The organism is Streptomyces sp. S186, assembly GCF_051603415.1.
Lineage (GTDB): Bacteria > Actinomycetota > Actinomycetes > Streptomycetales > Streptomycetaceae > Streptomyces.
On the sequence record NZ_CP193932.1, the window covers coordinates 5,603,689 to 5,628,705 of the forward strand.

General features: G+C 70.5%; 20 protein-coding genes and 2 pseudogenes. 9 read left to right on the forward strand and 13 right to left on the reverse strand.

Features of this window, described 5'->3' with window-relative positions:
* Positions 1 to 7: 7 nt before the first annotated feature.
* The 3 genes from ACRAS8_RS24075 to ACRAS8_RS24085 all read left to right on the forward strand — a co-directional run bounded on the left by ACRAS8_RS24075 (position 8) and on the right by ACRAS8_RS24085 (position 2,814).
* A complete protein-coding gene (locus ACRAS8_RS24075) occupies positions 8 to 1,117 on the forward strand; it encodes a radical SAM protein (RefSeq protein WP_438488071.1) in 1,110 nt (369 codons plus the stop codon).
* A 471-nt stretch (positions 1,118 to 1,588) separates the two neighbouring features.
* Positions 1,589 to 2,293: a protein kinase domain-containing protein gene (locus ACRAS8_RS24080; RefSeq protein WP_438488072.1), complete on the forward strand. Its 705-nt coding sequence runs from the start codon at positions 1,589 to 1,591 to the stop codon at positions 2,291 to 2,293.
* On the forward strand, positions 2,290 to 2,814 hold the full coding sequence (locus tag ACRAS8_RS24085; protein WP_438488073.1) for a GNAT family N-acetyltransferase: 525 nt from the start codon (positions 2,290 to 2,292) through the stop codon (positions 2,812 to 2,814). Before ACRAS8_RS24080 ends, ACRAS8_RS24085 begins: the two co-directional genes overlap by 4 nt.
* Before the next feature lie 1,742 nt (positions 2,815 to 4,556).
* On the opposite strand, the pseudogene ACRAS8_RS24090 reads toward ACRAS8_RS24085, so the two are convergent.
* The 5 genes and pseudogenes from ACRAS8_RS24090 to ACRAS8_RS24110 all read right to left on the reverse strand — a co-directional run.
* Positions 4,557 to 5,576 (reverse strand): annotated as a pseudogene (locus ACRAS8_RS24090) (pentapeptide repeat-containing protein); the annotation flags it as partial.
* A 1,016-nt stretch (positions 5,577 to 6,592) separates the two neighbouring features.
* Positions 6,593 to 6,991 (reverse strand): hypothetical protein, encoded by a 399-nt coding sequence (locus tag ACRAS8_RS24095; protein ID WP_438488074.1) that lies wholly within the window; start codon positions 6,989 to 6,991, stop codon positions 6,593 to 6,595.
* Positions 6,883 to 7,680 (reverse strand): bifunctional DNA primase/polymerase, encoded by a 798-nt coding sequence (locus ACRAS8_RS24100; protein ID WP_438488075.1) that lies wholly within the window; start codon positions 7,678 to 7,680, stop codon positions 6,883 to 6,885. The genes ACRAS8_RS24095 and ACRAS8_RS24100 overlap by 109 nt, the downstream gene beginning before the upstream one ends.
* A gap of 6 nt (positions 7,681 to 7,686) precedes the next feature.
* Entirely contained in the window at positions 7,687 to 7,983 is a 297-nt protein-coding gene (locus ACRAS8_RS24105; RefSeq protein ID WP_438488076.1) for a hypothetical protein, read from the reverse strand.
* A 206-nt stretch (positions 7,984 to 8,189) separates the two neighbouring features.
* On the reverse strand, positions 8,190 to 8,408 hold the full coding sequence (locus ACRAS8_RS24110) for a helix-turn-helix transcriptional regulator (protein ID WP_438488077.1): 219 nt from the start codon (positions 8,406 to 8,408) through the stop codon (positions 8,190 to 8,192).
* 93 nt (positions 8,409 to 8,501) lie between these two features.
* On the opposite strand from ACRAS8_RS24110, the gene ACRAS8_RS24115 reads away from it, so the two are divergent.
* The 5 genes from ACRAS8_RS24115 to ACRAS8_RS24135 all read left to right on the forward strand — a co-directional run bounded on the left by ACRAS8_RS24115 (position 8,502) and on the right by ACRAS8_RS24135 (position 12,395).
* A complete protein-coding gene (locus ACRAS8_RS24115; protein ID WP_438488078.1) occupies positions 8,502 to 9,365 on the forward strand; it encodes a helix-turn-helix domain-containing protein in 864 nt (287 codons plus the stop codon).
* Positions 9,358 to 9,597 carry a hypothetical protein gene (locus ACRAS8_RS24120; RefSeq protein WP_438488079.1) on the forward strand — a complete coding sequence of 80 codons (240 nt, stop codon included), beginning with the start codon at positions 9,358 to 9,360 and terminating at the stop codon, positions 9,595 to 9,597. The genes ACRAS8_RS24115 and ACRAS8_RS24120 overlap by 8 nt, the downstream gene beginning before the upstream one ends.
* Positions 9,597 to 10,448, forward strand: a complete 852-nt coding sequence (locus tag ACRAS8_RS24125; RefSeq protein WP_438488080.1) for a tyrosine-type recombinase/integrase — start codon at positions 9,597 to 9,599, stop codon at positions 10,446 to 10,448. The genes ACRAS8_RS24120 and ACRAS8_RS24125 overlap by 1 nt, the downstream gene beginning before the upstream one ends.
* A 17-nt stretch (positions 10,449 to 10,465) precedes the next feature.
* The gene (locus ACRAS8_RS24130; protein WP_438488081.1) at positions 10,466 to 10,588 is read left to right on the forward strand and encodes an integrase; all 123 of its coding nucleotides are present in this window, start codon (positions 10,466 to 10,468) and stop codon (positions 10,586 to 10,588) included.
* Between the two features lie 967 nt (positions 10,589 to 11,555).
* Entirely contained in the window at positions 11,556 to 12,395 is an 840-nt protein-coding gene (locus tag ACRAS8_RS24135) for an ArsR/SmtB family transcription factor (RefSeq protein WP_438488082.1), read from the forward strand.
* A gap of 66 nt (positions 12,396 to 12,461) precedes the next feature.
* Here ACRAS8_RS24135 and ACRAS8_RS24140 read toward each other — a convergent pair.
* Positions 12,462 to 12,841: pseudogene (locus tag ACRAS8_RS24140) on the reverse strand (TauD/TfdA dioxygenase family protein); the annotation flags it as partial.
* Between the two features lie 391 nt (positions 12,842 to 13,232).
* Here ACRAS8_RS24140 and ACRAS8_RS24145 point away from each other — a divergent pair.
* Complete coding sequence (locus ACRAS8_RS24145; protein WP_438488083.1) at positions 13,233 to 13,826, forward strand: hypothetical protein; 594 nt, start codon at positions 13,233 to 13,235, stop codon at positions 13,824 to 13,826.
* 268 nt (positions 13,827 to 14,094) lie between these two features.
* Here ACRAS8_RS24145 and ACRAS8_RS24150 read toward each other — a convergent pair whose 3' ends face one another.
* The 7 genes from ACRAS8_RS24150 to ACRAS8_RS24180 form a co-directional block, all read right to left on the reverse strand.
* Positions 14,095 to 15,975, reverse strand: a complete 1,881-nt coding sequence (locus ACRAS8_RS24150; RefSeq protein WP_438488084.1) for an APC family permease — start codon at positions 15,973 to 15,975, stop codon at positions 14,095 to 14,097.
* Between the two features lie 225 nt (positions 15,976 to 16,200).
* Positions 16,201 to 17,139: an oxidoreductase gene (locus tag ACRAS8_RS24155; protein ID WP_438488085.1), complete on the reverse strand. Its 939-nt coding sequence runs from the start codon at positions 17,137 to 17,139 to the stop codon at positions 16,201 to 16,203.
* Between the two features lie 42 nt (positions 17,140 to 17,181).
* Positions 17,182 to 17,610 (reverse strand): nitrite reductase small subunit NirD, encoded by a 429-nt coding sequence (gene nirD / locus ACRAS8_RS24160; RefSeq protein ID WP_438488086.1) that lies wholly within the window; start codon positions 17,608 to 17,610, stop codon positions 17,182 to 17,184.
* Positions 17,607 to 20,237: a nitrite reductase large subunit NirB gene (nirB, locus tag ACRAS8_RS24165; RefSeq protein WP_438488087.1), complete on the reverse strand. Its 2,631-nt coding sequence runs from the start codon at positions 20,235 to 20,237 to the stop codon at positions 17,607 to 17,609. Before nirB ends, nirD begins: the two co-directional genes overlap by 4 nt.
* Positions 20,237 to 21,610, reverse strand: a complete 1,374-nt coding sequence (locus tag ACRAS8_RS24170; RefSeq protein ID WP_438488088.1) for an NAD(P)/FAD-dependent oxidoreductase — start codon at positions 21,608 to 21,610, stop codon at positions 20,237 to 20,239. The genes nirB and ACRAS8_RS24170 overlap by 1 nt, the downstream gene beginning before the upstream one ends.
* A 150-nt stretch (positions 21,611 to 21,760) precedes the next feature.
* Positions 21,761 to 23,755 carry a glycoside hydrolase gene (locus ACRAS8_RS24175; RefSeq protein WP_438488089.1) on the reverse strand — a complete coding sequence of 665 codons (1,995 nt, stop codon included), beginning with the start codon at positions 23,753 to 23,755 and terminating at the stop codon, positions 21,761 to 21,763.
* 45 nt (positions 23,756 to 23,800) lie between these two features.
* Positions 23,801 to 25,012: a M20 metallopeptidase family protein gene (locus tag ACRAS8_RS24180; RefSeq protein ID WP_438488090.1), complete on the reverse strand. Its 1,212-nt coding sequence runs from the start codon at positions 25,010 to 25,012 to the stop codon at positions 23,801 to 23,803.
* Positions 25,013 to 25,017: the final 5 nt, after the last annotated feature.

A 25,017-nucleotide genomic window follows, 5' to 3' on the forward strand; every position in this document is an offset into this window, starting at 1 on the left:
GGCGACTATGACCGACACTGACACGAACGCCTTACCGATCACGGTAGTGCCGGACCGGACCCTGCGCGTCAAGATCATTGATGCCTGCGGACTCGCCTGCACCTTCTGTCACAACGAAGGCACCCCGGTCACGACGGACAACCTCGGCCGCGAGGCCGGCCAGTTCACCGGGACGGCCGGCCGCTCCGGTCGGGTCTCGATCTACCTCTCAACGAACAGTGCAAGCTTCCTGCCGGAGCGGATCAAGGCCGATTCCGACTTTGCCTTGGCCCTGGCGGCAGTGCGCGGCAGCCTCCCGACGACCGAGGTTCACTTCACGGGCGGGGAGCCAACTCTGCACCCGGAGTTGCCGGCGCTTGTCCGCATCGCGCGACGCCTCGGCCTGACGGTGGGACTCACCAGCAACGGCGAGAACGGAGCGGCCGTTCTGCCCGAGTGTGCGGCGGCCGGGCTTGACCGGATCAACCTGTCCGTATTCGGAACAACGCCCGAGGAACTTGCCGCCGTCCAGGCGCCGCGCCTCGCTTCACCGAAGCTGGCGGCGCGGAAGCTGGACGCTCTCGCCGCCACGATCGACACCGCCTCCCGGCACGGAGTGAAGGTGTCGGCGAACATCGTGATCCCGGACCATGACCACGTGGCGCGGGTGCTCCGCATTATCGAGGAGCACGGGCGGGTCGTCACCGTACGGATGCTTGTGAACCTTGAGGACGACGGGGTGTCACTCGCTGCCATGCAAGAGGTTGTGGATCATCTCGGGGCGGTTCCGGTCCGCCGGATCGTCACGGCGGGCGCCTCCGATCAGCGCACCCGCTACCGGCTCCCCGACGGCCGGACCCTCTACGCGAAGAGCATCCGGCCCGTCCGGCTGCCGGACACCTGCAAGGGGTGCCGGTTCAACAACGACCGGGACTGTCAGGAGGGGTACTACGGCGTGCGCATGTACCGGGCGCAGGACGGCCCGTTCATGGTCGGCGTGTGCATTCAGCGTATGGACCTGTGCCTGACGTTGGGCGAGTTCGTGATGAGCCAGCGGTGCGCCGAAGTCCGGGACTTCCGTGAGGAGGAAACGGCCCGGCTCATGGCTCTCCATAAGACGGCCGCAGTGTCCCGCTGACAGCGACGTACGTGAACTGCACCAGAGTCCGGTACGGCCATGGCTGGTGGGGCTCCCTTTCACTTTCGTTTGGTGAGCAGATGAGCGACGTCGCGTGCTGTCGGTGTGAGCGGCCGGCGTACCTCGCCATCACCGGTCTCGTTCCTCCCGGTGCGGGCCGCTTGTTAGGCCCCGCGACGGGCGGTTCCTGCAACGCACCCCCAACCTGGCGGCTGACGTGGCGTCCGCGAGGGACGACGGCCGCGACGTGTTCAGCCATATCGGGCGCGACTGGAAGGAGATCAGACTATGGGCGCAGCACCTCCCGTCGAGGCAGTAGCAACTCTGGAGCAGTTGTTGGGGCCGGCTACCTGCGATCTGCTCAGTGACCGGCGGGGCTCCCGCGCAGGGAAGGTCATCGGCCCTCGAGGCGCTGCTGCGTTGAAGGCCAACAGCCCAGAGGCTGCACCTGGACGCGACAAGGCCGCTGAGATGGCCCAGGAAGACCGGCACCTCCTCGCCCTCACCGGTGTGGGCGCCCTCAGCCCCGAGTACCGGGTCGACGCCGGCGAATGGGAGGGCGGTCGGTGGCTGGCGGTCCGCTGGATCGACGGAACGCCCCTGTGGCGCACCCTCGCTCTGGCACGCGGCCCCGAGGGCGATCGTCCCTCGGTACGGCCGTGGCTCCTGGGCATCGCCCGAACCTGGGCGGAGCAGCTTGAACGCCTGCACGCCGTCGGTTGGGCTCACGCAGACGTACAGCCCACCAACACCCTCATCACCCCCGACGGCCGCGCCTCCCTCCTCGACTTCGCCCTGTCGTGCGGGCCCGACACGACAGGGCGTCTGCCATACCGGGGTGCCTTGACCCACACCACCGCCCCAGAGATCGCCGACGCCATCCTGACCACACCCGCCGACACCCATATCCAGGCCCGACCACCGGCCGACATCTGGGGACTGGGAGCGTCTCTGTTCTGGTGCTGGACCGGACATCGCCCCGTTCCTTACGCCGACGACACCCCGCGGACGGACAAGCTCCGCGCCATCGCAGGCGGAAAGCGGCTCCAACTCGATGACGCCCGGCCGTGGTCCTTCCCCGTCCTCGAGGAGATCGTCACCGCGTGCATGGCGTCAGCCCCCGACGAGCGGCCCACCGCCGCCGATCTGGTCGCCATCATCGAGGAGACCGAGTGATCGCGCTGCGGAACCTGGTTCCCGACGACGTCTTGGCCGTGCAGAGGATCTACAGCGGTGCTTCCGTCACCTTCACCCGCGGCCACAACATGACCCGCGGGGAGGCCACCACCTACGTCGCTACCGCCATCACCCAGGCTCGGGTAACTCCCCGCGAACGGTGGTGTTTCGGCGTCACGGTCGCCGATGACCTGCTCGGGTTGATCAAGTTCCGGGACCGTGGAGCTGGCCACGCCACCTTGAGCTACATCCTGCGGGAAGACAGTTGGGGGCGCGGGTATGGCACCGACGCCGTCCGACAGGTCATCGCGTACGCGTTCACCGCCACCCACATGGACCGGCTGAGCGCCAAGCATCCCCCCGACAATCCCGCCTCCGGTCGCGTGCTGGCCAAGGCTGGATTCACCTGCACCACCGTCTACCAGGGCCGGTTGGACGGTGCACCGGTGGCCTACCCGGTCTACGAGATCCACCGCACCCGGGTGGGGCACCCACACCGACCAATCAGTCCGTCCGGATAGGGGCGGGAGAGGCGGAGCGCCCTATGGCCAACGCCGCGGCGGTCGCTCGCGTGCGCGGCATCCCGCCGATGTCGTACTGGCGTCGCGTCACGCAACCGTCAAGGCCGTCAAGCTGACGCTCGCCGGATCGGGGTCAGTGGTCAGGAAGCCGCTCTGCGCAAGGCACTCATGCATGAGGTTGGTTAGAGGCGACGAACGCAGACAGATCCGCCGGAAGCAACTCAGCGAGACGGACGTGACCGCAACACGTAAGTGCCCTATCGGCAGGCTCATGCCCTGACGCACAACACGCGGCATACGAAGAGGAATGCACGCACACCATCGAGTACGAAGCGAAGGCGTTAGGACGGTGGGACGGTTCTCAACCACTCTTTGTGGGAGCAGCGACGAGCTGTCACGTCGCTATGTCGGCGCGGACTTCGCCCCGGCAAGCGGCTCGTGTGGGATGTGGGACAGCCTCGGGCGAGTGCACGGTGGCTACCAGCGGTGCCTGGCCGATCTCGCGGTGGTCGGACGGTCGGCCGTGATCGATCTGCTGGTCCGCCGGTTCGTGTGCCCGATCGCGACCTGCCTGGGCAAGCCCTTTGTCGAGCACATATCCGAGGAGATGAGGGTTCGGGCTTTGACCGCTACCGCTTGACGCGGCCGCGGACAGCGAGGGCCGCGAGGCCAAGCAGGACCGGCTCACCGAGCCGGGAGGCCATCTCGGCGTAGGTGCCAGTTACAGTCAGGTTCTGGCCGGAGGGGCGGAACGCCACTGAGTTGATGACCACCCGGAGAGACTTCTCAAACCGGTCGGCAGATAGGCGTTCCCGGTACGGCCCATCGGGATTAACCGGATCGCGAGTGTCGGTCGTCATCGTGGTGTGCTGGCCGCCGAGTGTGCCGATGCTCTTCGGTTGCGGGTCGTCCTTCGGCAGGCCCCACAGCATCATCACCAGCACAGTGGCACTCATGGTGAGCAACAGCCAACCGAGGGAGCGGGAGGCTCTCAGCCCGTAGCCGGACATCGCCCAGTACAGGCGAAGCAGCCATTGCTCGCTACGGGGTGTCTCAGGGGCATGACGGCGCATCTCCATCTCGCCGTAGTAGAAGTCTGCCGCCCCAGGCTCGTTCTTGCCGTCTTCGAAAGCCTTGCGCAGCTGCCGGTACACCGGCGCCAGCGCGGACGGTTCCAGCACCTCTACTCCCTCCGGCGCGGGCATCCAGCCGTCCGCGGTGGTGCTGCGGGCGGCGCGCCAGTGCTGCTCTTCGGCCAGTGTCCGCCGCGGTGTCCAGCGCATCGGCCACCAGCCGAGCCGACGCACCCCGTAGGGGGTGATGGCTAGTTCACACCGCCCCTCCAGCCGCAGCTGGTCGAGGTGGATGGTCCCGGCGAACAGGCAGTTGGTGAGGTCTAGGTCGGTGAGCACCAGGTGTGCCGCGTCCACCCCGCGAATCGAGGTGGCCTGCACGCGGGTGCCGGTTAGACCGTGCTCGGACATCTCTTGACCGCGCATGGTGAAGGGGCGGGGTCTGGATGAGATAGTCACTGGGCGCTCCATGAGGGCGTCGCTGAAGTCTACGGCGGCGTATCTCAGCCGCAGCGCAGCAGCTGAAGTCCAGTGGGTGCGCCGGCAATTTAAGGACATGGTGGCAGCCTCGATGGTCACGGCTGCCCCGAATACCGCCCCTGACAGATTCAGGGTTCCTCTGCAAACCAGCGGCCCCAGGAACGGCGTTTTCTTAAACGTCACTTCTTGGAAGGAGGCGTCGCCGTCGATCGTCGCCCCGCCAAACCTGGAAGTGCCGCCGATCGTCGCCTCGTCGAATCCGACAGTGCCGCTGATCGTCGCCTCGTCGAATCCTGCGTCGTTGCTGATGGTCGCCCAATCAAACCAGGCGTCGCCTCCGATCTTCACCTTGTCGAAGGAAGCGTCGCCGCTGATGGCCACCCCGTAAAACTTGACGTCGCCGCTGATCGTTGCCTCGTCGAACGCTGCGTCGCCGTCGATCGTCGCCCCATCGAATCCTGCGTCGCCGTCGATCGTCGCTTGGTCGAATGCAACGCCGCCGCTGATCGTCGCCTCATTGAACGAGGCACCGTGGCCGATCGTCGCCCCCTGGAATACGGCGATACCGCCGATCGTCGCTCCGTTGAACGAGGCACCGCGGCCGATCGCCGCCTCGCCGAACCCAGCGCCGTCCCCGATCTGCACATTGTGAAAGTAGGCAGCGCCGTCGATCTGCACCTTATAGAAGTCGGCGGTGCCGCTGATTTCGACCCAATTGAACCAGGCGTCGCCGCCGATTTTCACTTCGTGGAAACAGGCGCCGCCTATTGTTGCCCCGGAGAACCAGGAGCTGCCGCCGATCGTCGCCCCGTTGAACCTGGCGGTTCCGCTGATCGTCGCCTCATTGAACGAGGCGTCGCCGCCGATCTGCGCCTTGCTGAAGTCGGCGGTTCCGCTGATGGTCACCCCGTAGAACCAGGCATTACCGATATGGGGGCAATTTGTATTGGGGTCCGTGACTGAGGTGAGTAGTTCGTGTAGCAGTTCTTCAGAGAAGGGTGTACCTCGGTGGTCGAGGTCGGCACCGGGCTCCAGGCTCGCCAAGTAGGCGGACCGGTCGGCCTCAGTGAGGTGAGCAAGGCAGACGGCATACGGTTCGACTTGCCGCCCCCGGCAGCCGATCGAGTCGGTTGCGGAGTCGGCGTCGTGCTCGCAGCACGGCCAGGCAGGAACGATTCGAGCGGAGGTATTCGGGGCATCGGTGGTCATGCTGGTGAGAGACGCGGGAGCGAGTGCGGAAGGTTGCCGTTCCAGTCACACACGGCCGCAGAGTCCCAGGATCCATCCTCGCGCGCGTGGGTAGGGCATCGACCGGTCGGTGTGCCATCGAGGCGCGTTGTCAGTGCCTCGGTGTATTCGCGCGCCCGCGTACGCAAGACACGACCGGTCGCAGCGCGACATCCCGCTGGCGTTATGAGGGACGGTGGGGACGTGGGGGACGCTGTTTCCAGGCTGCTCTCTACCCTTCTCCTCCCCCTTTTCAATGAGACAGAGAGGAGTGGGGGTTGAGGCGTCCCCTCGTCCCCCGCATATGGCGTTTCGTCCGTTTCCGCAAGTAGAAGCAGGGCGTAGCGGGGGACGCCCCGTGACTGGGGCGGGTCCCCCGACGTCCCCGGGACGTCCCCCACGCGTCCCCTGTTGTCCTCTGACGCATGATCTTGACCAATCGCCAGAGGGTTCTGCTCACGGCACGGCTACGGTCGTCAGGGAAGTGGCCCGAACAGCATCTCCGCGAGACGCTGCCATGCTTCTGGTCGAGAGAGAGCGTCGCCGATGCTGAAGAGCGTTGCGTTGCCCGAGTCGCTGATGAGCTGCGGTGCAAAGTACTCAAAGCCCAGGGTGCTTCTGCATCACAGGGCACGTCGGTTCGTGTGGCAAGTGGTGGCCTCGCCGCCCAGCACATGAAGTGCAGCTGCCGGTGGCATCGCGCCGGCGCCCGTCTTCAGGCAAGGGCGTCACCCACCCTTCGCCTTTGCAGTCCTGACAGATGCTGTTCTTCGCGAGGCAGCTACAAGCTGCGGTGGTCTCGGCGACCTGTGACTTCATTTCGGGGACGGTAGTCAACGCGGCTTGCCTGGCGGTGGCAGATCCGAAGAATGCCCACGGCGATCAAACTCACCTGGCAAGAAGACACGATCACTTGCCAGCGAACAGCCATCGTTCCCTGATCGTGGCTGCGCCCCGGTCGGCGGGAGCCGTGCCGGGGCGCATGGGGGTACTGCGAGTTATGGCGCTGGTGTGTAGGTGACGGCCCATAGCTTGCCGTTCTTGTTGCTGCCCGAGGTGCGGCCGACGTGGATGCCGCGGGAGCGCAGTCCGGGGGCAACCTGGCGGATGCGGGCGCTGAGGATGGCAGGGGTTTGGGGCCATCCCTTGGTGAACTTCCCACCACGGTCGCTGAGAAGGTCGTGCAGATCCGTCATAGTCCCGGACCAGCCGTCGACGGGGAAGGTGGGGGACGTGGTCCACGTCCGCAGTGCGGCAGCGACCGGGTGCCCGTCCAGGACTGCGTCGTTCAGCGTGTCCTGTGCCCTGTTGAAGGTGTCGAGGCTGCGCCAGCCGGTGACGCGGTCGAGGGCGTGCAGCAGCTCGGCGAAGTCGGCCAGGCGTGGACGCTCGGCCAACTCTGCGGCAACTCGGCGACCGTGCGGCAGTCCCCGAGCGCGGTGTAGGCACCTTGGCGAGTGGCCGTGCCCGGGGCGACGGCGTACGACGATCCGGCACGTACGTCCAACTGCCAGCCCAGCACCCCTGCTTGGGGGCGCCACTGCGCACCGGCGGGCGAGCGGAACCAGTAGTGCAGTCCGCCCGAGGGGGTGCGCACGGTGAACGTTTCCGGGGCGCAGCCGGGAAGAGTGGCGCGCCGCGCCTCCACCAGCAGTGCGAGAACGTCGCGCCCATCGACGATGCTGCCCGGGACGATGTCGTCGGGCAGTTCGACACCGGGCAGCAGCCGCTCGGGATCGGTGGGCGCTTCTCCGCCATGGCAGTCGACGTCGAGGATCACCAGCCCGGACGGGCCGGCGGCCACACCGACCCCGGCGGTGGGCGTGCGCGTCCACCAGGCGGTGATGCGGTCGGGGTCGGTGGTGGCGGCCAGTACGCCATGGCAGGGGCGGCCGGACGCGTGGCACGGGCAGGTGTGCCCGTCGTGCTCGACGTGGGCAGGGTTGGGGCGCTCGATGGTGCCGGGCGAGCAGCGGTCGCAGCCGCGCACGGGGACCTTCAGGCCTGGGACGAGCGGGTGTACTGCGTAGCCCTGGCCGGCCAGCCACAGGGCTACGCGCAGTGGGTCGGGGGGCGGAGTGGTCATCGGTGGTCACCGCCCCAGCAGCGCGGCGAGCAGGCCCACAGCAGTGGCGAGGCCGTGCGGGTCGGTGCCGTGCACGCGGTAGTCGGAGCAGTGGGCCAGGGCGGCGGAGAGTTCGCGCGCAGTGTGCTCGTGGACATCGCGCGCGTCCCTGATGAAGACGCGGGCGCGGAAGCCGCGCGGGGTGGGCGTGAGGCCGTCGTACTCGCGGGTCGGAGTGGGCAGTACAGCCCACCCGTGCCACACGGGCAGGCAGTAGGTCATCGTCGGCGGGGCAAGGGTCTGGTGGGGGTGCGTACTGTGCATGGTGGAGCGTCCTTCTGAGCGGCCCGGGTGGTGAGAGACCCGGGGCCGCTGGCGATCATTGGCGAAGTGGTGAGCGAGGGCGTTCGGGCCGTCGGCGTGGCTGCGCCGGCGGCCCTCGTGCGTGGCGGGGGCGATCATTTTCGGGAGGTCCCGGAGATGATCGAGTTCGGCCGCCGTTGTGGGTAGCGGGGCGAGCGAGGCGCGCATCATGCGGCGTCTATCGCCTGCTCGTCGAGCCAGCGGTCGATGTCCTCCCACCGGGCCCGCAGATGGCGGCCGACCTTGAGCATGCGGGGCCCGCCACCGCGGTGACTCCACTGGTAGACGGTCGCGAGCGGCACGCCGCAATAGTCGGCGAGTTCGGGGGCGGTGGCCAGCTTGCGGCGGTCCGAAGCGGTGACGCTGGCGAGGGCAACGCGGGGCACGGCGACTCCTTCGGATGAAGCGTTATAAAATCGTTCTCTCGAAACTTAGTGATCTTGCGCCTAACTGTCCAGCGGAATGTATCGTTACGCTCCATGAGTCAAGGTGATGGCAAGAAACGAGAACCGGAAGGCGGGGCGGCCACGGGCAGTGCCCCCGCCACAGACCAGGAGAGCTGGGAGCGCAGCCTCGCGCAAGCCCCCGCTTTCGGTGAGGCGATCGGGAAGCAACTACAGCGCGTGCGGGAGGAGAAGGGGCGCACCGCGGAAGACGTAGCGCGCCAGGCGCGGCAACTCGGCCTCTCATGGCATCGGCCGACCGTCAGTCAGATCGAACGGGGGCGTCGCGCCCTCTCTGCCGTCGAGCTGATCATGCTGCCGCTCATCTACGGGTGCCCACTGAGCGACTTGCTGCCCGACGGGACGATGTGGCTGACGCCCGACGTTGGTGTGTACGACCGCGAGGTACGCAAAGTGCTCGCCGGCGACTACGACCCGAGTGCCCGCGCGCTGTGCGTGCCCGGCGGTTGGCATGTCACGGGCGTCAGCGATCGGACCGGCGAAGAGGTCGCCCATCAGATGGCACGGGCGGTGGCCCACATGCAGGCGAACTCCCCGTGGCCGACCAACGCCCAAATCCGCTTCGTGCAGGACTCCCCTGACGATGCCGAAACCAAGGCAGCCAAGCGGCTCAGCACTACTCCGCACTACGTCGCCTATGCCGCCCGCGAGACCTGGGGGCGCGGTCTCGCCGCCGAACGTGAGGCACGCCTGCTGGAGCGCGGCGAGCTGCCGGAGGGGAAACGGGCTCTCCAATCGGCACGCGGTCACATCACGCGCACGCTCATCGCGGAGATTGAGCCGATCGTGAGTGCGCACGAGGCGCGCCGCGATGAGCCGGAACAGCTCGGCGGTGCGCCCGTGGAGGCACCCGAGAAAGGGAGAGAAGCGGATGGCTGACGTCTACGACCGGTGGCACAAGTCCCGCCCGGCCAAGGACGACAAGCCCTGCGGCGAGCACACCAGCAGGACGCGCCGGATGGTCGCCAGCAGCGAGCACGGCAAGGGGAAGCGGTGGCAGGTCCGTTGGCGTGATGCGAGCGGGAAGCAGTGCAAAGAGAACTTCGAGAAGAAGGCCAAGGCTGATACGCGTGCGAACGAGGTGCTGGCGGATCTCGATCGTGGCACCTAATGGACCCGGAGAAGAAGCAGGACTTCCGCTCGTTCGCCGAGGAGTGGCGGACCTCGGCGACTCACCGGGAGCGTACGGAGACGAACGTCGAGCGGGCGCTGCGCCTGCATGTCTACCCGACCTTTGGCAGCCGACCGCCGGCCGGCATCAAACGGTCCGATATACGTGCGTGGGTCAAGGACAGGTCCGAGGTCCTCGCCCCGATCAGCCTGCGCACGCCCTGGAATGCGCTCACTTCCGTGATGAGTGCCGCGGTTGCCGACGGCATCGTCACATCCAACCCGTGCCACGGGATCGAGCTGCCCGAGCCGCGCAACGCCGAAGTGATGCCCCTGGAGCCACTGGTGGTGAAGGCGCTCATGGAGGCCGCGTCGGACCGCTACCGGGCGCCGCTGTGCCTGGACGGGACAACAGGTCTGCGTGGGGGTGAACTGTTCGGGCTGGAGGATCACCACATCGACTTGGACACCAGGGAAGTCCTTGTCGAGCAGCAGCTCATAGGCCCGGACAAGGGCGTGCCGTACCTCGGGCCACCGAAAACGGACAAGAGCTACCGCACCGTGCCGCTGTCGGCGTCAGCGGCCGAGGCGGTGAAACTGCATCGGGAGATGTACCCGCCGCGCGAGATAGAGATCGAGGATCGGACGGATCCCCGTAATCCGAGGACGCGTAAGGCGCGGCTGATGTTCCTGAGCGAGGTGAACGCTCCCGTCCGCCGCGGGTCGTGGGCGAAGGCTTGGGCCCGGATCGTGCGGCGGGCGAACAAGCTGCTGGAGGAGTGGGGGCGCCGCTCCTTGTCCCCGAGGGCACCACGCTGCACGACCTACGGCACTTCTTCGCCTCCGTGTTGATCAAGCACGGGGCTACAGTGAAGAAGGTTCAGCGGCTCCTCGGCCACGCGAAGCCCTCGATCACGTGGGACCTCTATGTGCATCTGTGGGAGGACGACGAGGACGACACCGCGGACATCATCGACGCGGTTCTGGCCTGATGTGCCCCCAGAGTGCCCTATCGGCCCATCAGTTCCACATATGTGCAGGTCAACCCAACGAGGGCGGCACCTGTGCGGAGGTGCCGCCCTCGGTTTTGTGGGCGGGCGGGGGAACTCCCGGAAGGCGCCGGTCCGTTGTGGGTGGCCGGTGGCTGGGGAATTGCGGCGGGGCGGGGCGGGCTTTGTGTCGTCCGCTTTTGAATGATTCAGGGGTCGAAGCGTTTGTCTCTGAATTGTCCGGGGGTGAAGCGCCGAGTGTTGGAATGTTCAACTGTGGGTCATTGGGGCTGAATTGGCCGAGGGGTGAACCGTTCGGAGGCGGTACGGCGTACCCGGATCGTCCGGGGTGGAATCGTCCGGACGGAAACTGTCCGTGCCGGAACTGTTCCGTGGGGCTTGCGACAGTCGGTTGTCGGCCGTTCCCGGGAGCGGGGCGGTGGACGTGCTGCGGACCGGGCGACCGGTGGGTCCGTGCGTGTCCGGAGCCGTACGGCAAGAGCGGCACCTGTGCGCACAGGTGCCGCTCTTGCTTTCTCCGGACTCCCCCCTCGGGAGCTGCCGCCCTCCCAGTCGGCGTGGGAGGCGGCCTTCGACGGGGCGCAGCCCGGCCGGTTGTTTGCCCATCACCCCCCACGGGATCGAGCAATCCGCGCCGTGCTCACCGTCATCGAATTGCCTCCAGCATTCCCCCCGGCCAGGGCCCCGCGCGACCCTTTTCAACTCTGGCCAAAAGGGCATGGTGACCGCGCGTGTTGGCGTGCATACTCAGGCGTGCCGGGGGCCGAGGAGATAACCAAAGAGTGGGGGTTCGGTGTTACGCGTCCATTTCAGTGGACTCGATCTGGCCCGCGTGCGGATTGCCGCACGCCCCGATGCGCTGTGGGAGACGGTCTTAAGCTTTCACCGACTTCGCGACCGGCGCGACGATTCCACGTTCGGCGGTTGGCGATCGGAAACCCGTGGAAGGTTGAATGGCGAAGCGCGTCTGCTGGCGCCGCTGGTGCCCACCCGCGGCTATTTCCCGGATTTCCTGACGCCCGCCGAGGGCCTGCTGGGCATGGACGAGGCGCTCGCCGCGCTGCGCGAGACGCCGGCCGCCCGGCTGCAGGTCGAACTGGGCCGGCTGGCGCCCGCCGCGGGCCGTCCGCTGCCGGCGTGGATACAGGCCATGGCGGACGGCGAGACCCGTTCGCTGGGCCGGCTCGCCGGGATACTCCAGCGCTACCACGACGCGGCCGTCGCCCCGTACTGGCACCGTGTGCAGAGCCGCATAGAGGCCGACCGGGCGGCCCGCGGCCGGGCTCTGCTGGATGGCGGCGCGGATCGGCTGCTGGCCTCGCTGCCGCCGATGATGCGCTGGCGCCCGCCCGTCCTGGAGGCCGACTACCCCGTCGACCGGGACCTCCATCTCGGCGGCCGCGGGCTGCTCCTGCTGCCCTCGTACTTCTGCCGCCGCACGCCGGTCACGTTCCACAACCCGGATCTGACGCCCGTCCTGGTCTACCCGGTCGAGCACCCGGCGCCCCGCCTCACCCCGCAGGTCCCGGCCGCCCGCTCGCTGGGCCGCCTCGTGGGACAGACCCGCTCGGAGATACTCCAGGGCATCGGCGTCGGCTGCACCACCAGCGAACTCGCCCGCCGCGTCGATGTGTCGCTGGCCTCCGCCAGCCAGCACGCCACCGTCCTGCGGGACGCCGGACTGCTGTCCACCCTGCGCCAGGGCAACGCCGTGCTGCACACCCTGACGCCGCTGGGCGCCGCGTTGCTGCGCGGCGGCGCCCAGATGGACGGGACGGCGGCCCTCTGAGGTCTGCCGACGCCTGCCTGGCGCCCCCGGCAGAACCAGCCGGGGGCCGGTCCTGGTACGGCCGGTGCGTCCGGTCTCCGGGTGTCGGTGTACCACCGGATGCTCCTGGACGGGAACTCCCCCTGAAGTAAGGCCAGTTGGGCTGGAGGGCAGAAGTGGGTGAAGCCCGGGAGATAGTCGTGCGCCGCCCGTGCGCCCTCGTTCCGCTTCCGGATTTCCGGCGGCAAATTGTCGTACGCCGCCGCCGTGTCGGCCCACTGGGCGTCCCCGCCGGGCGGCGGGGCCTCGCGCAGTTGCGACACGGCACCAAGTGCGGGCCGCTCGCGGAAGGTTACGTTCGTGTGCCGTACGTTCTCGAACGTCGGAGCCCCGTCGGCGGCCTTGTCAAGCCGCACCGCCTCCTTCGAGTCGCCCCGGGCCGGCAGTGGGCTCGTATCCAACTCCCCCTAATTGGCGGCGAATTGATGCTGTTCGGTGGCTGGCGGGCGCGACGGATCCGGTCCAGCCCCTGGGGCAGGACCGGTCGATCCAGTCCTCCGGGCTTCTTGGGGAGCCCAGGAAGTACGTGCTGTCGGAAGGCGAGATTCGGCCAAGTTGTGTGGGTGTCGACACCAGTGATCGCTGTCTCTTGGCTGGCCCGCCGTGGTGGGGGTTCCGCCTTCGGCGGGGGTGTTGGGCGGGGGCGCCCTGTGTGTGGTGGGTGGCGGGTGCGGAAGTCGTTCGGGCGGGAGGGAGGTGGGGCCGTCGTGCGCCGTGGGGCATGGGTGCGGAAAATCGGTGGGGTGGGAGTGGTGGGGGATGTCAGCCTGGCGGGACAAATGACCAGGAGGGGCGTGGATGGCGGACCGTGACCGTGACGGGGTGGCCGAAGTGTTGTTGATCGGGGGGCGGGCCGGGGTCGGGAAGACGACGGTCGGGTGGGAGGTTTCCGCGCTGCTGCGGGACGCGGAGGTCGGGCACGCCGTCATGGACGGTGACTTCATGGGGCAGGTGCATCCGGCTCCGGAGGGGGATCCGTCGCGGGCGGCCATCACCGAGCGCAACCTGGCTGCGGTGTGGGCGAATTACGTCCGGATCGGATGTCGACGGATGGTGTACGTCAACACCGTCAGTGTGCTGCCGGAGAGCACCGGGATGTTCGAGCGGGCCATGGGGGCCCGCGTGCGGATCGTTCGGGTGCTGCTGACCGGCACCGACGCCACGGTCACCGAGCGGCTCACCGCCCGCGAGCGGGGCTCGGAGCTGGACCGGGAGCTGGCGAACAGCGCCCGTAAGGCCCGGCTGCTGGACGAGCGGGTGGCCGCCGACACGCTGCGGGTGCCGACCGACGGCCGCTCGGTCCCGGACATCGCCGAAGAGGTGGTCATGGCCACGGGGTGGATGGACGGTGGACGGTGGGTGGATGATGGGCCGAAGCTGAGCGTCCCGTAACCGGCCCGCCCGCCCGCTTGCCCGGCCGCACGCACGGCTGCTTGTACCTCTCCCACGAACGGGGCGCGGTCCCGCTCACCGGCGGGAGGGTTTGGGGCCGGAGGGGTGGGTGTTCGGACGTAAAGCGAAGCAGTCCGAACACCCGCCCCGGAGGCCCCGAACCCGTCACCCACCACACAACAGGGGCCCCGCCCCAACAACAACCCCCTCCGCCGAAGGCGGAGAAGAGAGCCCCACCACGGTGGGACAGCCGACGACGTACGGGAAACTAAGGCGTCAGCCGAAACCGCAACCGACAGATCACCGCATCCGTATCCCGCCGCACCGCATGCGCCACCACCCCGCCCCGCTGGTTCTGCAGCAGCCGCTGCCACACATGGGCGGGCTCGGCCTCGGGGATCAGGACGGTGACCCGGGCGTCCGGGCGGCGGGCCGTCAGGTCGCGGACGTAGGAGGCGATCGGGCGGCCCAGGGAACGGGTGGGGGAGGGCAGTTCCAGCAGGTCGACGCCCGGGTTCCACAGTTCCCAGTCGCGGCGCAGCGCCTCCGCGGCGGGGCGGTCCTCGGCGTGGGTGACGGTCACGGCGATCACCTCGTCGCCCATCGACACCGCCGCGTTGAGCGCCTCGCCGGTCAGCCGGGACAGGTGGGAGACGGGGACGACGACCAACGAGCGGGCGCGCCGCGGCGGTTCGGGCACCCGGCCCAGGCCGAGGCGGTCGCCGATCCGCGCGTAGGCCCGGTGGACGGCCTCGAAGGCGAGGACCAGCAGCGGCAGCGCGATCACGATCAGCCAGGCGCCGTCGGTGAACTTGGTGGCGGTGACCACCATCGCGGCGGCGGCGGTGAGCACCGCGCCGAAGCCGTTGAGCAGCGCCTTGCCGAACCAGCCGGCGGACCGCTCCAGGTGCCAGTGCCGGACCATGCCGGCCTGGCAGAGCGTGAAGCCGACGAAGACGCCGATGGCGAAGAGCGGGACGAGGGTGTTGACGTCGCCGCCGGAGAAGACCAGGAGCGCGGCGGCGACGGCGGCCAGCGCCAGTACGCCGTGGCGGTGGACCTGGCGGTCGGCCTTCAGGCCGAAGACGTGCGGCAGGTAGTTGTCGCGGGCCAGCAGGCCCATCAGCACCGGCAGTCCGCCGAAGGAGGTGTTGGCGGCCAGCGCCAGCAGCACCATGGTGGCGAACTGGACGACGTAGAAGGCCCAGTTGTGGCCGAGCGAGGCGTCCGCGAGCTGGGCGAGGACGGTGACGCCCTCGACCGGCTGGAGGTGGAAGCGGCCGATGAGCAGCGACAGGCCGATCAGCATCGCGCCGAGCAGGGCGCCGAGCGCGACCTCGGTGCGCTGGGCGCGCCGGGTGGCGGGGGCGCGGAAGGACGGCACGGCGTTGGCGACCGCCTCCACGCCGGTCAGCGCCGAGCAGCCGGACGCGAACGCCTTCAGGAGCAGCAGCGCGCCGACGGAGGTGGCGTTCTCGGCGAGGACGGAGACGTGGCCCGCGGCGCTGGCGGTGGACGCCGGCGCGTCGCGGAACAGGCCGACCACGATCATCGCCAGGATCGCGGCGACGAAGACGGCGGTGGGGAGGAGGAACGCCCGTGCCGAGTCGGCGATGCCGCGCAGGTTGATCGCGGTCACCAGGATCAGCACGGCCAGGCAGATCCACACCCGGTCGCCGTAGAGGCCGGGGAAGGCGGAGGTCAGGGCGGCGACGCCGGCGGTCACCGACACCGCGACGTTGAGGATGTAGTCCAGGACGAGCGAGGCGGCGGCGACCAGGGCCGAGCGGCGCCCCAGGTGGGTCTTGGCCACCGCGTACGAGCCGCCGCCGTTGGGGAAGGCGGCGATGACCTGGCGGTAGGACGCCACCAGCACGGCCAGCAGTGCGGCGATGGCGAGTGTGACGGGGAGGGTGAAGCCCAGTCCGTAGGCGCCGGCCGTGGCCAGCACCAGCACGATCGACTCCGGTCCGTACGCGACGGAGGCCATCGCGTCGAGGGAGAGGGCGGCCAGGCCCTGGAGGGCGGTCAGGCGGTGCCGGTCGGCGGCCGGGTCGGGGCCGGCGGCCGGGCCGGCGGCGCCGGAGTCGGTGGCGGTCGCCGGGGGCGGCTGCTCCGGCCGGTTTGCGGGCTGCGACACCGTCGACATCGTTCGTCGTACCTCCGTGCGGCACTGGGTGGGACCAGCTCAGCGTGAGGGCGGTCTCGGCGGACGACGAGCGGTCTTGGCGCGCCCTTGGCGCACCGCACGGCGATCTTCACGCGATTTTGACGGTGAACGCGGAAGCTTTGACGGTGAACACGGGGGCGCGCGCCCCCTCAGGCCCGCGGGCGCGCCCCGTGTGCAGCGGGCGCGCCCCGGCCGGGCCAGGGCTCAGGCCCCGGGGACGGTGAAGTCGTACCGCACCTTGGTGAGCTCCTCGGACGCCGCCCAGAGTCGTTCGGCGGTGGAGTCCCTACGCGTCCAGGGGGCGCGGAAGCAGGGGGCCGGGGCGCCGCGGAGCCCGTTGCGCGGCCCGATGAAGGCGTCCGGGCGCATGTGCGGGGCGGTGGCCGCGCACAGCGTGCCCAGGGCGCCGCCGTCCGCGGGCTGGGCGAGCACGCGGCTGCCCAGCTCCACCAGGCGCTCGGCGGTCCGGCGGCCCTCCATGCGGACGCCAGCCGTCTGGAGGTTGGTGTGCGCGTAGCCGGGGTGCGCGGCGGCCGCGACGACCTGCGAGCCGGCTGCCGCCAGCCGCCGGGCCAGTTCGTGGGTGAAGAGCAGGTTGGCGCTCTTCGACCGGCCGTAGGCGATCCAGCGGTGGTAGGAGCGCGCGCCGTCGAGGTCGTCGAGCTTCACGTCGGCCAGGACGTGCAGCATGCTGGAGACCGTCACGATCCGCGCCCCGGGCGTCGCCAGCAGCCGGGGCAGCAGCAGCCCGGTGAGCGCGAAGTGCCCCAGGTGGTTGGTGCCGAACTGCATCTCGAAGCCGTCCGCGGTGGTGCGGTACGGCAGCGCCATCACACCCGCGTTGTTGATCAGCAGGTCGAGCCGGTCGCCGCAGAAGTCGCCGAGGTCCTCGGCGAAGTGCCGTACCGACGCCAGGTCGGCGAGGTCCAGCGGCCGGAACTCCACCTCGGCGGACGGGACTTCGGACCGCAGCCGGGCCACCGCGGCGCCGCCCCGCTCCGCGCTGCGACAGGCCAGCACCACCCGGGCGCCGCGCCGCGCCAGCTCACGGGCGGTGACATAGCCCAGGCCGCTGTTGGCGCCGGTGACGACCACCGCGCGGCCGGTCTGATCGGGGATGTGGCTGGTGTTCCACCGGGTCACGCCGTACTCCTCGGTAGGGGAATTCCAGCGTACGCCCGGCGCTCACACCGCGCGCGTCCGCACCCGGTACGCCGGTACGGACACCGACGGGTCGTCCAGGCACGCCCCGGTCTCCAGGTCGAACCGCTGCTTGAGCAGCGGCGACGCCACGAACGGGCGGCCCGCGGCGGTGCCGGTCAGCCCCCGGGCCAGGACCGGGGCGCCGGTGAACGGATCGCGGTTGCCGATGGCGTACAGCCGGTCCCCGCGGCCCCGGAACAGCGCCGCCTGGCGGCCGTCCGGCAGCAGGGCGGCGACGCCGCGGCCGGGAGCCAGCCGGCGCAGGTCGCAGACCGTGAACCAGCTGTCTGCCAGGCGGAGTTGGACCTGTAGGCCGGTCGTCTCAGGAGTCGTCGTCCCAGGAGTCGTCTCAGGGGTCGGGGTCTCAAGTGTCGTCGTCTCAAGAGTCGTGGTCTCAAGTGTCGGAGTCATCGCTGGGAGGTTCCTTCCAGTGCGTCGTCCAGGGGGCGCCGGCCGATGGCCAGCAGCGGCAGGTCGGGCTTGATCTGGTCGCGCTCGGGGACGAAGGCGACGACCGGGTCGGGGGTGTCGGGGGCGTTCACGAAGGACACGAACCGGGCGAGTTTCTCGGGGTCGTTGAGGGTCTCCGCCCACTCGTCGCGGTAGTGGGCGACATGCGACCGCATCAGCCGCTCCAGCTCGTCGCAGATGCCCAGCGAGTCGTGCACCACCACGTCGCGTACGTGGTCCAGGCCGCCGGGGATCCGCTCCAGCCAGGTCGAGGTGCGCTCCAGCCGGTCCGCGGTGCGGATGTAGAACATCAGGAAGCGGTCGATCAGGCGGACCAGTTCGGCGTCGGAGAGATCCTGGGCCAGCAGGTCGGCGTGGCGCGGGGTGGCGCCGCCGTTGCCGCCCACGTAGAGGTTCCAGCCGTTGGCCGTGGCGATCACCCCGAAGTCCTTGGACTGGGCCTCGGCGCACTCGCGGGCGCAGCCGGAGACGGCGGACTTGAGCTTGTGCGGGGAGCGCAGCCCCCGGTAGCGCAGTTCCAGGTCGATCGCCATCCGGACCGAGTCCTGTACGCCGAAGCGGCACCAGGTGGCGCCCACGCAGGACTTCACGGTGCGCAGCGACTTGCCGTACGCGTGCCCGGACTCGAAGCCGGCGTCCACCAACCGCGCCCAGATCTGCGGGAGTTGCTCCACCCGTGCACCGAACATGTCGATCCGCTGACCGCCGGTGATCTTGGTGTAGAGGCCGAAGTCCCGGGCGATCTCGCCGATCACGATCAGCTTCTCGGGTGCGATCTCCCCGCCGGGGATGCGCGGCACGACCGAGTACGAGCCGTTCTTCTGGAGGTTGGCGAGGAAGTGGTCGTTGGTGTCCTGGAGGGCCGCCTGCTCCCCGTCCAGGACGTAGCCGCTCGCGCCGATCGACGGGGCGAGGGAGGCGATGATCGAGGCCACCGCCGGCTTGCACACCTCGCAGCCCTCGCCGCCCCGGGCGCCCTCCCGGCCGTGCCCGTCCAGCAGCTCCCGGTACGAGGTGACGCCCAGCGCCAGGACGATCTCGTACAGCTCCTCGCGGGTCTGGGCGAAGCAGCCGCACAGGCCCTTGTCGACCTCGATGCCGGACGCCTCCAGTTCGGCGGTGACCAGCTGGTCGAGCACCTTCACGCAACTGCCGCAGCCGGTACCGGCCTTGGTGCACTTCTTCACCTCGGGCACGGAGGCGCACCGGTGCTCGGTGACCGCGCCGCGGATGGTGCCCTTGCTGACGTTGTGGCAGGAGCAGATGACCGCGTCGTCGGGGAGCGCGCCCGGGCCGAGCCGGTCGCCCCCGCCGGTGCCGGCGGGCAGCACCAGGGACTCCGGCGCGACCGGCGGCACCGAGCCGGTGAGCGCCCGCAGCGTCCCGTACGCCTCCGCGTCGCCGACCAGGACGCCGCCGAGCAGGGTGCCGTCCGCCGCGATGACCAGCTTCTTGTACAGGCCCGCCCGGGAGTCGGAGTAGACCACGTCCAGGCAGCCCTCGGCCGTGCCGTGCGCGTCGCCGAAGGACGCCACGTCCACGCCGAGCAGCTTGAGCTTGGTGGACAGGTCGGCGCCGGTGAACGCCGGCCGCTCGGCCCCGTCGTCGGCGGCGAGCGCGGCCGCCGCGGTCTCGGCCTGTTCGTAGCCGGGCGCGACCAGCCCGTACACCCGGCCGTCCGCGGCCAGCGCGCACTCGCCGATCGCGAAGACCCGCGGGTCGGTGACGGTGCGGCACTGCTCGTCGACGCTGATGCCGCCGCGCTCACCGACCGTCAGTCCGCAGTCGCGGGCGAGCTGGTCGCGGGGGCGGACGCCGGCGCTGAACACCACCATGTCGGTGGCGAGTTCGGAGCCGTCGGACAGCTTCATGCCGGTGACGGCGCCGGCCGCGTCGGTCACGATCTCCTGGGTGCCCACGCCGGTGTGGACCGTCAGGCCCATCTCCTCGATGGTCCGCAGCAGGGCCGCGCCACCGCCCTCGTCCACCTGCACCGGCATCAGCCGCGGCGCGAACTCCACGATGTGGGAGGTCAGCCCGAGGCCCTTGAGCGCCCCCGCCGCCTCCAGTCCGAGCAGCCCGCCGCCGACCACCGCACCGGTCGTGGCGCGGTCCCTGGCGTACTCCTCGATCGCGCGCAGGTCCTCGATCGTGCGGTAGGCGAAACACCCGGTGGCGTCCTTGTTGGGCACCGGCGGTACGAACGGGTACGAGCCGGTGGCCAGCACCAGGGTGTCGTACTCGACGGCCAGGCCGGAGCGGGCGGTCACCTTCCGCGCCGCGCGGTCGATCGTCTCCACCGGATCGCCGAGGTGCAGCTCGATGCCGTGCTCGTCGAGGAACTTCGGGTCGGTCAGGGAGAGTTCCTCCGGCGTCGTCCCCGAGAAGTACGAGGTGAGCTGGACCCGGTCGTAGGCCGGGCGCGGCTCCTCGCACAGCACGACCACGCGGTGCGTGGCGGTCAGGCCGCGCCCGGCCAGCGCCTCCAGGAAGCGCTGGCCGACCATGCCGTGGCCGACGAGCACGATCGTGGGGCGGGACCGGTCACGAAAAGCCGTCGTGGACATCAGGAGCCTCCGTCGTTGGTGAGCAGGTGGAGCAGGGGGCCGCCGGACGGGAGCGGCTCCGCTCCCTCCCAGGCGCGGGCGAGCGTGCCGACGCTGCCGAGCGCGCCGACGAGCACCCCGCCGACCAGGCGGTCGCCGCGGACCACGACCTTGCGGTAGGTGCCGCGGGTGGCGTCGGCGAGCCGGACGACGTCGTCGCCGGGGCGCGCCTCGGGCTCGCCGAACGCGGCCAGATCCAGCGCGTCCCGCCCCGGCAGGGTGAGCCGGGTCAGGGCCCGGGTCCCGGTGTAGGACGGCGCCGCGGGCCGGGGCCCGGTCAGCACCCGGGCCAGTGCATCGGCCTGTTCCTGGGCGGCGCCGGCCAGGCCGTACACCGTCCCGCGGTGCTCGGCGCAGTCGCCGACGGCGTGGATGTGCGGGTCGCTGGTGCGCAGCGCGCCGTCCACCCGGATGCCGACGCCGACGTCCAGTCCGGCGTCCCGGGCGAGCCCGGTACGGGGGCGGACCCCGCACGCCACCACGATCACGCCGGCGTCGAGCACATGCCCGTCGGCCAGTTCGACGCCGTGCACCCGGCGACGGCCCGCCGGACCGGCGCCGGGCACCGGACGGGTCCGCACGCCACGGGCCCGGCACTCGGTGTGCACCTCCACGCCGAGTCCTGCGAGGTGCTCCCGGAGCAGTTCCCCCGCCTCCGCATCGAGGTGACGTTCCATCAGACAGCTGCCCTGGTGGGCCAGCAGGACCTGCGCCCCGCACGCGGCAAGCGCCCGGGCCGCGGACACCCCGAGCAGCCCGCCGCCGATCACCACCGCCGGCAGGCCGGGCCGGACCGCCGCGGCCAGCGCCGCACAGTCGTCCAGCGTGCGGAACGGACGCACCCCGTCGGGCAGCTCCGGCCCGCCGGGCCCGAACAGACCGCGCAGCGGCGGCAGTACGGGATGGGCGCCGGTGGCCAGCACCAGCGCGTCGTAGCCGAACTCCCGCCCGTCCGCACACCGCACCCGCCGGCCGCCCCGGTCGATCCGGACCACCCGTACGCCGCCGTGCCAGGCCACTCCGGCGGCCGGCGCCGGCAGCGCGATCACCTGCGCCGGGTAACGGCCGGCGAGCACCTCGGCGAGCAGCACCCGGTTGTAGGGCGGGTGCGGCTCCTCGGCGAGGACGGTCACCCGCGGTGGCCGCCCGCCCGTACCGTCCGCCACCGCGGCCAGCTGCTGGACGAGCCGGGCGGCGGCCATCCCGCCGCCGACCACGACCACCCGCGCCCCCGCCCCGGCCCCGGGGGACGGCGCGGGCCCCGCCGGTGCGGCGCCGGTACCCGTCGTGCCCCGGGGCGCGGTGCCCGTGAGCGCAGTGCCCGTCAACGTCATACCGACAGCCTGCGACGCCGCTGTTACCCGCCGGGATCGCCCGCGTTTCCCCGGCGGAACGCGAGCCTCAGCGGGGGGCGGGCCGGGGTGTGAGGGATCTTGCCCCGATCAGCTGTCGACCCGCACCGACCAGTGGTCGCCCCGCGCCGATCAGCTGTTGACCTGCGTCGGGCACAGCCGCCGCGCCTGCGCCTCGCCCCGCAGCCTGGCCTCCACACAGCCGCCCGGCAGCCCGTCGTGCGCCGCGCTGCCGAAGTTGGCGGTCACGGTCAGCGTCCCGTCCCCGAACACCGTCCGCTGCACGCTCCGGTCCGCCGTCAGCCACCGGAACGACGTCATCCGCTCGGTTCCCGCGGCGCGGTGCAGCGGCCCGAAGAACTTCTGCAGCGCCGCCAGCTCCTTCCCGTTCTTCTCCAGCGAGGGCCCGTTCAGCGAGAAGTTCAGCGGGGTGTTGTAGAGCATCCCCAGCAGCGCCCGGGTGGTCTTCTGGTCCGGGAGCTTGTCGTACGGCAGCTCCCACCGCTCCACGTTGACCAGCGACTCGTGCAGCGCCGTCTCGTACAGCGGCACCCGGTACTTCGGGTCGTACATCGCGGTGGCCAGGTCCGCCGGCAGCGATACCGGCATGAAGGCGTTCTTCGGGGCGTTCTGCGGGAAGTAGCCGCCCCACTTCTCCTTGTCGCGCTCCAGCTTCCACAGCCCGTCGCCGACCGGCGTCCCCGAGCCGTGGTCGTAGGCCAGCTCCTGGTTGGCCCACGGCTGCGCGGACTCCGAGCCCAGGACGAACCGCTGCGCGAGCCGCCGCATCCGCGCGAGCCGGTTCTCCCGGTCCCCGGCCTTGGTCATCTCGTGGCCCTTGCCGTGATCGCGGAACACCTCACCGGTCGCGTCCACGTCCAGGAAGTAGCTCTCCGCCCCGTTGGCGGTCATCGCGCGGGCCCGGTCCGCCAGGTAGTGCCTGGCCGGCTCGGCCTTCTCGAACGCCTGCGAGCTCAGATAGCACCCGCGGTTCCCGAACCCGGTCTCCGGCTTCCCGTCCGCCTTACGGACACAGAAGTCCGGATACACCGTCCCCGGCCACTTCGACGTGGGGCTGTCGGCGGTCTTCGGGTCCTGCCCGTTGGCGTACGTGTCGTACGGCCCGACGAGATACCCCGCCCGCTTGGCGGCCGCGGCGGCCTTCGCGTCCATCGGGTTCGGCCCGGAGTCGTAGCCGAGCCACATCCGGTCGATGCCCAGCTTCTTCAGCTTCTCCACCCCGGCCGCGGTCCGCGCCTCGCCCCACAGATAGGCGTGGAACGCCCCCAGCAGCTTCCCGGTCGCCGGATTCCTCCGGATCTTCTCCCGGAGGCTGCCGAGCTGCCCGTGCTGGGCGAGATACGACCGGTAGTCGGCCGCCGGCGCGATCGGATTCCCGTCGGTCAGCGCGAACGACACCTCGTAGTCCCGCGTCCCCTCCCCGGCGTCGAAGTCGTGCCCGGCCGTGGCCCGCAGCTTCCCGCCCTGCGACGCGAACTTCAACGACGTCCCGATGTCCGTGGGCGTCAGATAGCTCACCCCGTGCCGGGCGGTGTCGCCACCCTGGGGCGCACCCATGGAATACCCCCACAACGGCAGCGACAGCTCCCCGCCCACGTCCACCGTGCTCCCGGCCAGCCCGCCCCGCTCGGAGTTCCAGAACGCGTCCCGCACCGGGATGTCCAGCCCCTCCCCGCGCGCCACCTGTACGGACGACGCCGTCCGGTCGGTCCCGGTCACCGGCCAGTTCACCGACTGCTTGCGGTCGGCCCGGATACCGATCCGCAGCCGTCCCTGCTCCGAACGCGCCGTCACCGACAGCCCCTTGGCCGGATACGTCCAGCGCGCCCCGTCGGCGGTACGCGTCACCGGCCCGGGCGCGCCGAGCCCGCCCGCGGCCGCCTCCGACAGCACCAGCGACGTCCCGTCCCCGGCCCGGGCGCTCACCGCCAGCGTGGCGGTGTCGACCGTGGCGGTCCCCCCGGCCACCGGCAGCGTCAGCCGCCCGCCCTGCAACGTCCCGGCCTCGGCCGTCCCGCACCCGGAGAGCATGGCGGACGCGGCCGTCAGCGCCAGCGAGGCGGCGACTACTCGTGTGAACTGTGAACTCTTGAGCTTCGATGTCATGCCCACGTGAATAGTGCCGGGTCTTAAGAACGTTCTAAGAACGTTCTAGGAACGAGCCCCCGGAAGGGAAGGCTCGGCCAGCCTCCGCACCGCCAACTCCGCGTACACCGCCGCCCCGTCCGCCAGCACCGCGTCGTCGAACTCCGCCAGCGGCGAGTGGTTGTTGGCGCTCCGCTCCGGATCCGCCCCGGCCGGCGGCGCCCCCAGCAGCATCATCACGCCCGGCACCTCGTCCAGCACCCGCGAGAAGTCCTCCGACGCCGGCAGCGGATTGCGCCGCGGCGCGAACCGCTCCTCGCCCAGCGCCTCCCGGACCGTGTGCGCCGCGAACTCCGCCTCCGCGTCGTCGTTCACCGTCACCGGATACATCTCGACGAACTCGGCGTCCACCGCCACCTCGTGGGCCGCCGCGACGCCCCGGCACACCTCGACCGTCCCGTCCTTCACCCGCGCCTGGGCGGCGGCCGAGAAACTCCGCACCGTCGCCTCGAAGACCGCGGTCTCCGGGATCACGTTCTGCTGCGTCCCCGCGTGGAACGTGCCCACCGACAGGATCACCGGGTCGAAGACGTCGAAGCTCCGCGTGATCCACGCCTGCAACGCCGTCACCATCGCACACGCCGCCTGCACCGGGTCCTTGGCGCGGTGCGGCATCGACCCGTGCCCGCCCGTCCCGCGCACCGTCACCCGCAGCACATTGGACGCCGACATCATCGGCCCGCCGCGCGCCCCGAAGACCCCGCTCGCCTGGCCCGCCGCCATCACATGCAGCGCATACGCCGCCACCGGCCGCCGCCCCGCGGCCTCCAGCACGCCCTCCGCGAGCATGTACCGGGCCCCGTCGTGCCCCTCCTCGCCCGGCTGGAACATGAACACCACATCCCCGGCGAGCCGGTCCCGGTGCGCGGACAGCAGCTTCGCCGCGCCCGTCAGCATGCTGGTGTGCAGATCGTGCCCGCAGGCGTGCATCCGCCCGTTGTCGGAGGCGAAGTCCAGCCCGCTGCGCTCGGCGACCGGCAGCGCGTCCATGTCCCCGCGCAGCAGCACCACGGGCCCGGGCGCGGCCCCGCGCAGCACCGCCGTCACCGAACTCACCTGCTCGCCGGTGCGCACCTCCAGCGGCAGCCCGTCGAGCGCGGCGAGCACCGCCTCCTGCGTACGGGGGAGTTCGAGCCCCGTCTCCGGAATCCGATGCAGCGCCCGCCGCATCCGCACCAACTCGTCGGCCAGGTCACGGGCATCGTCACGCAGATCCACGGGCG

Excerpts from the sequence above, each read along its gene's own strand:
- nirB (WP_438488087.1), bottom strand. The coding sequence starts at position 20,237 with ATGTCCACGACGGCTTTTCGTGACCGGTCCCGCCCCACGATCGTGCTC.
- ACRAS8_RS24075 (WP_438488071.1), top strand. The coding sequence starts at position 8 with ATGACCGACACTGACACGAACGCCTTACCGATCACGGTAGTGCCGGAC.
- ACRAS8_RS24120 (WP_438488079.1), top strand. The coding sequence starts at position 9,358 with ATGGCTGACGTCTACGACCGGTGGCACAAGTCCCGCCCGGCCAAGGAC.
- nirD (WP_438488086.1), bottom strand. The coding sequence starts at position 17,610 with ATGACTCCGACACTTGAGACCACGACTCTTGAGACGACGACACTTGAG.
- ACRAS8_RS24145 (WP_438488083.1), top strand. The coding sequence starts at position 13,233 with ATGGCGGACCGTGACCGTGACGGGGTGGCCGAAGTGTTGTTGATCGGG.
- ACRAS8_RS24175 (WP_438488089.1), bottom strand. The coding sequence starts at position 23,755 with ATGACATCGAAGCTCAAGAGTTCACAGTTCACACGAGTAGTCGCCGCC.
- ACRAS8_RS24100 (WP_438488075.1), bottom strand. The coding sequence starts at position 7,680 with ATGACCACTCCGCCCCCCGACCCACTGCGCGTAGCCCTGTGGCTGGCC.
- ACRAS8_RS24125 (WP_438488080.1), top strand. The coding sequence starts at position 9,597 with ATGGACCCGGAGAAGAAGCAGGACTTCCGCTCGTTCGCCGAGGAGTGG.
- ACRAS8_RS24105 (WP_438488076.1), bottom strand. The coding sequence starts at position 7,983 with ATGCACAGTACGCACCCCCACCAGACCCTTGCCCCGCCGACGATGACC.
- ACRAS8_RS24080 (WP_438488072.1), top strand. The coding sequence starts at position 1,589 with ATGGCCCAGGAAGACCGGCACCTCCTCGCCCTCACCGGTGTGGGCGCC.
- ACRAS8_RS24115 (WP_438488078.1), top strand. The coding sequence starts at position 8,502 with ATGAGTCAAGGTGATGGCAAGAAACGAGAACCGGAAGGCGGGGCGGCC.
- ACRAS8_RS24150 (WP_438488084.1), bottom strand. The coding sequence starts at position 15,975 with ATGTCGACGGTGTCGCAGCCCGCAAACCGGCCGGAGCAGCCGCCCCCG.
- ACRAS8_RS24170 (WP_438488088.1), bottom strand. The coding sequence starts at position 21,610 with ATGACGTTGACGGGCACTGCGCTCACGGGCACCGCGCCCCGGGGCACG.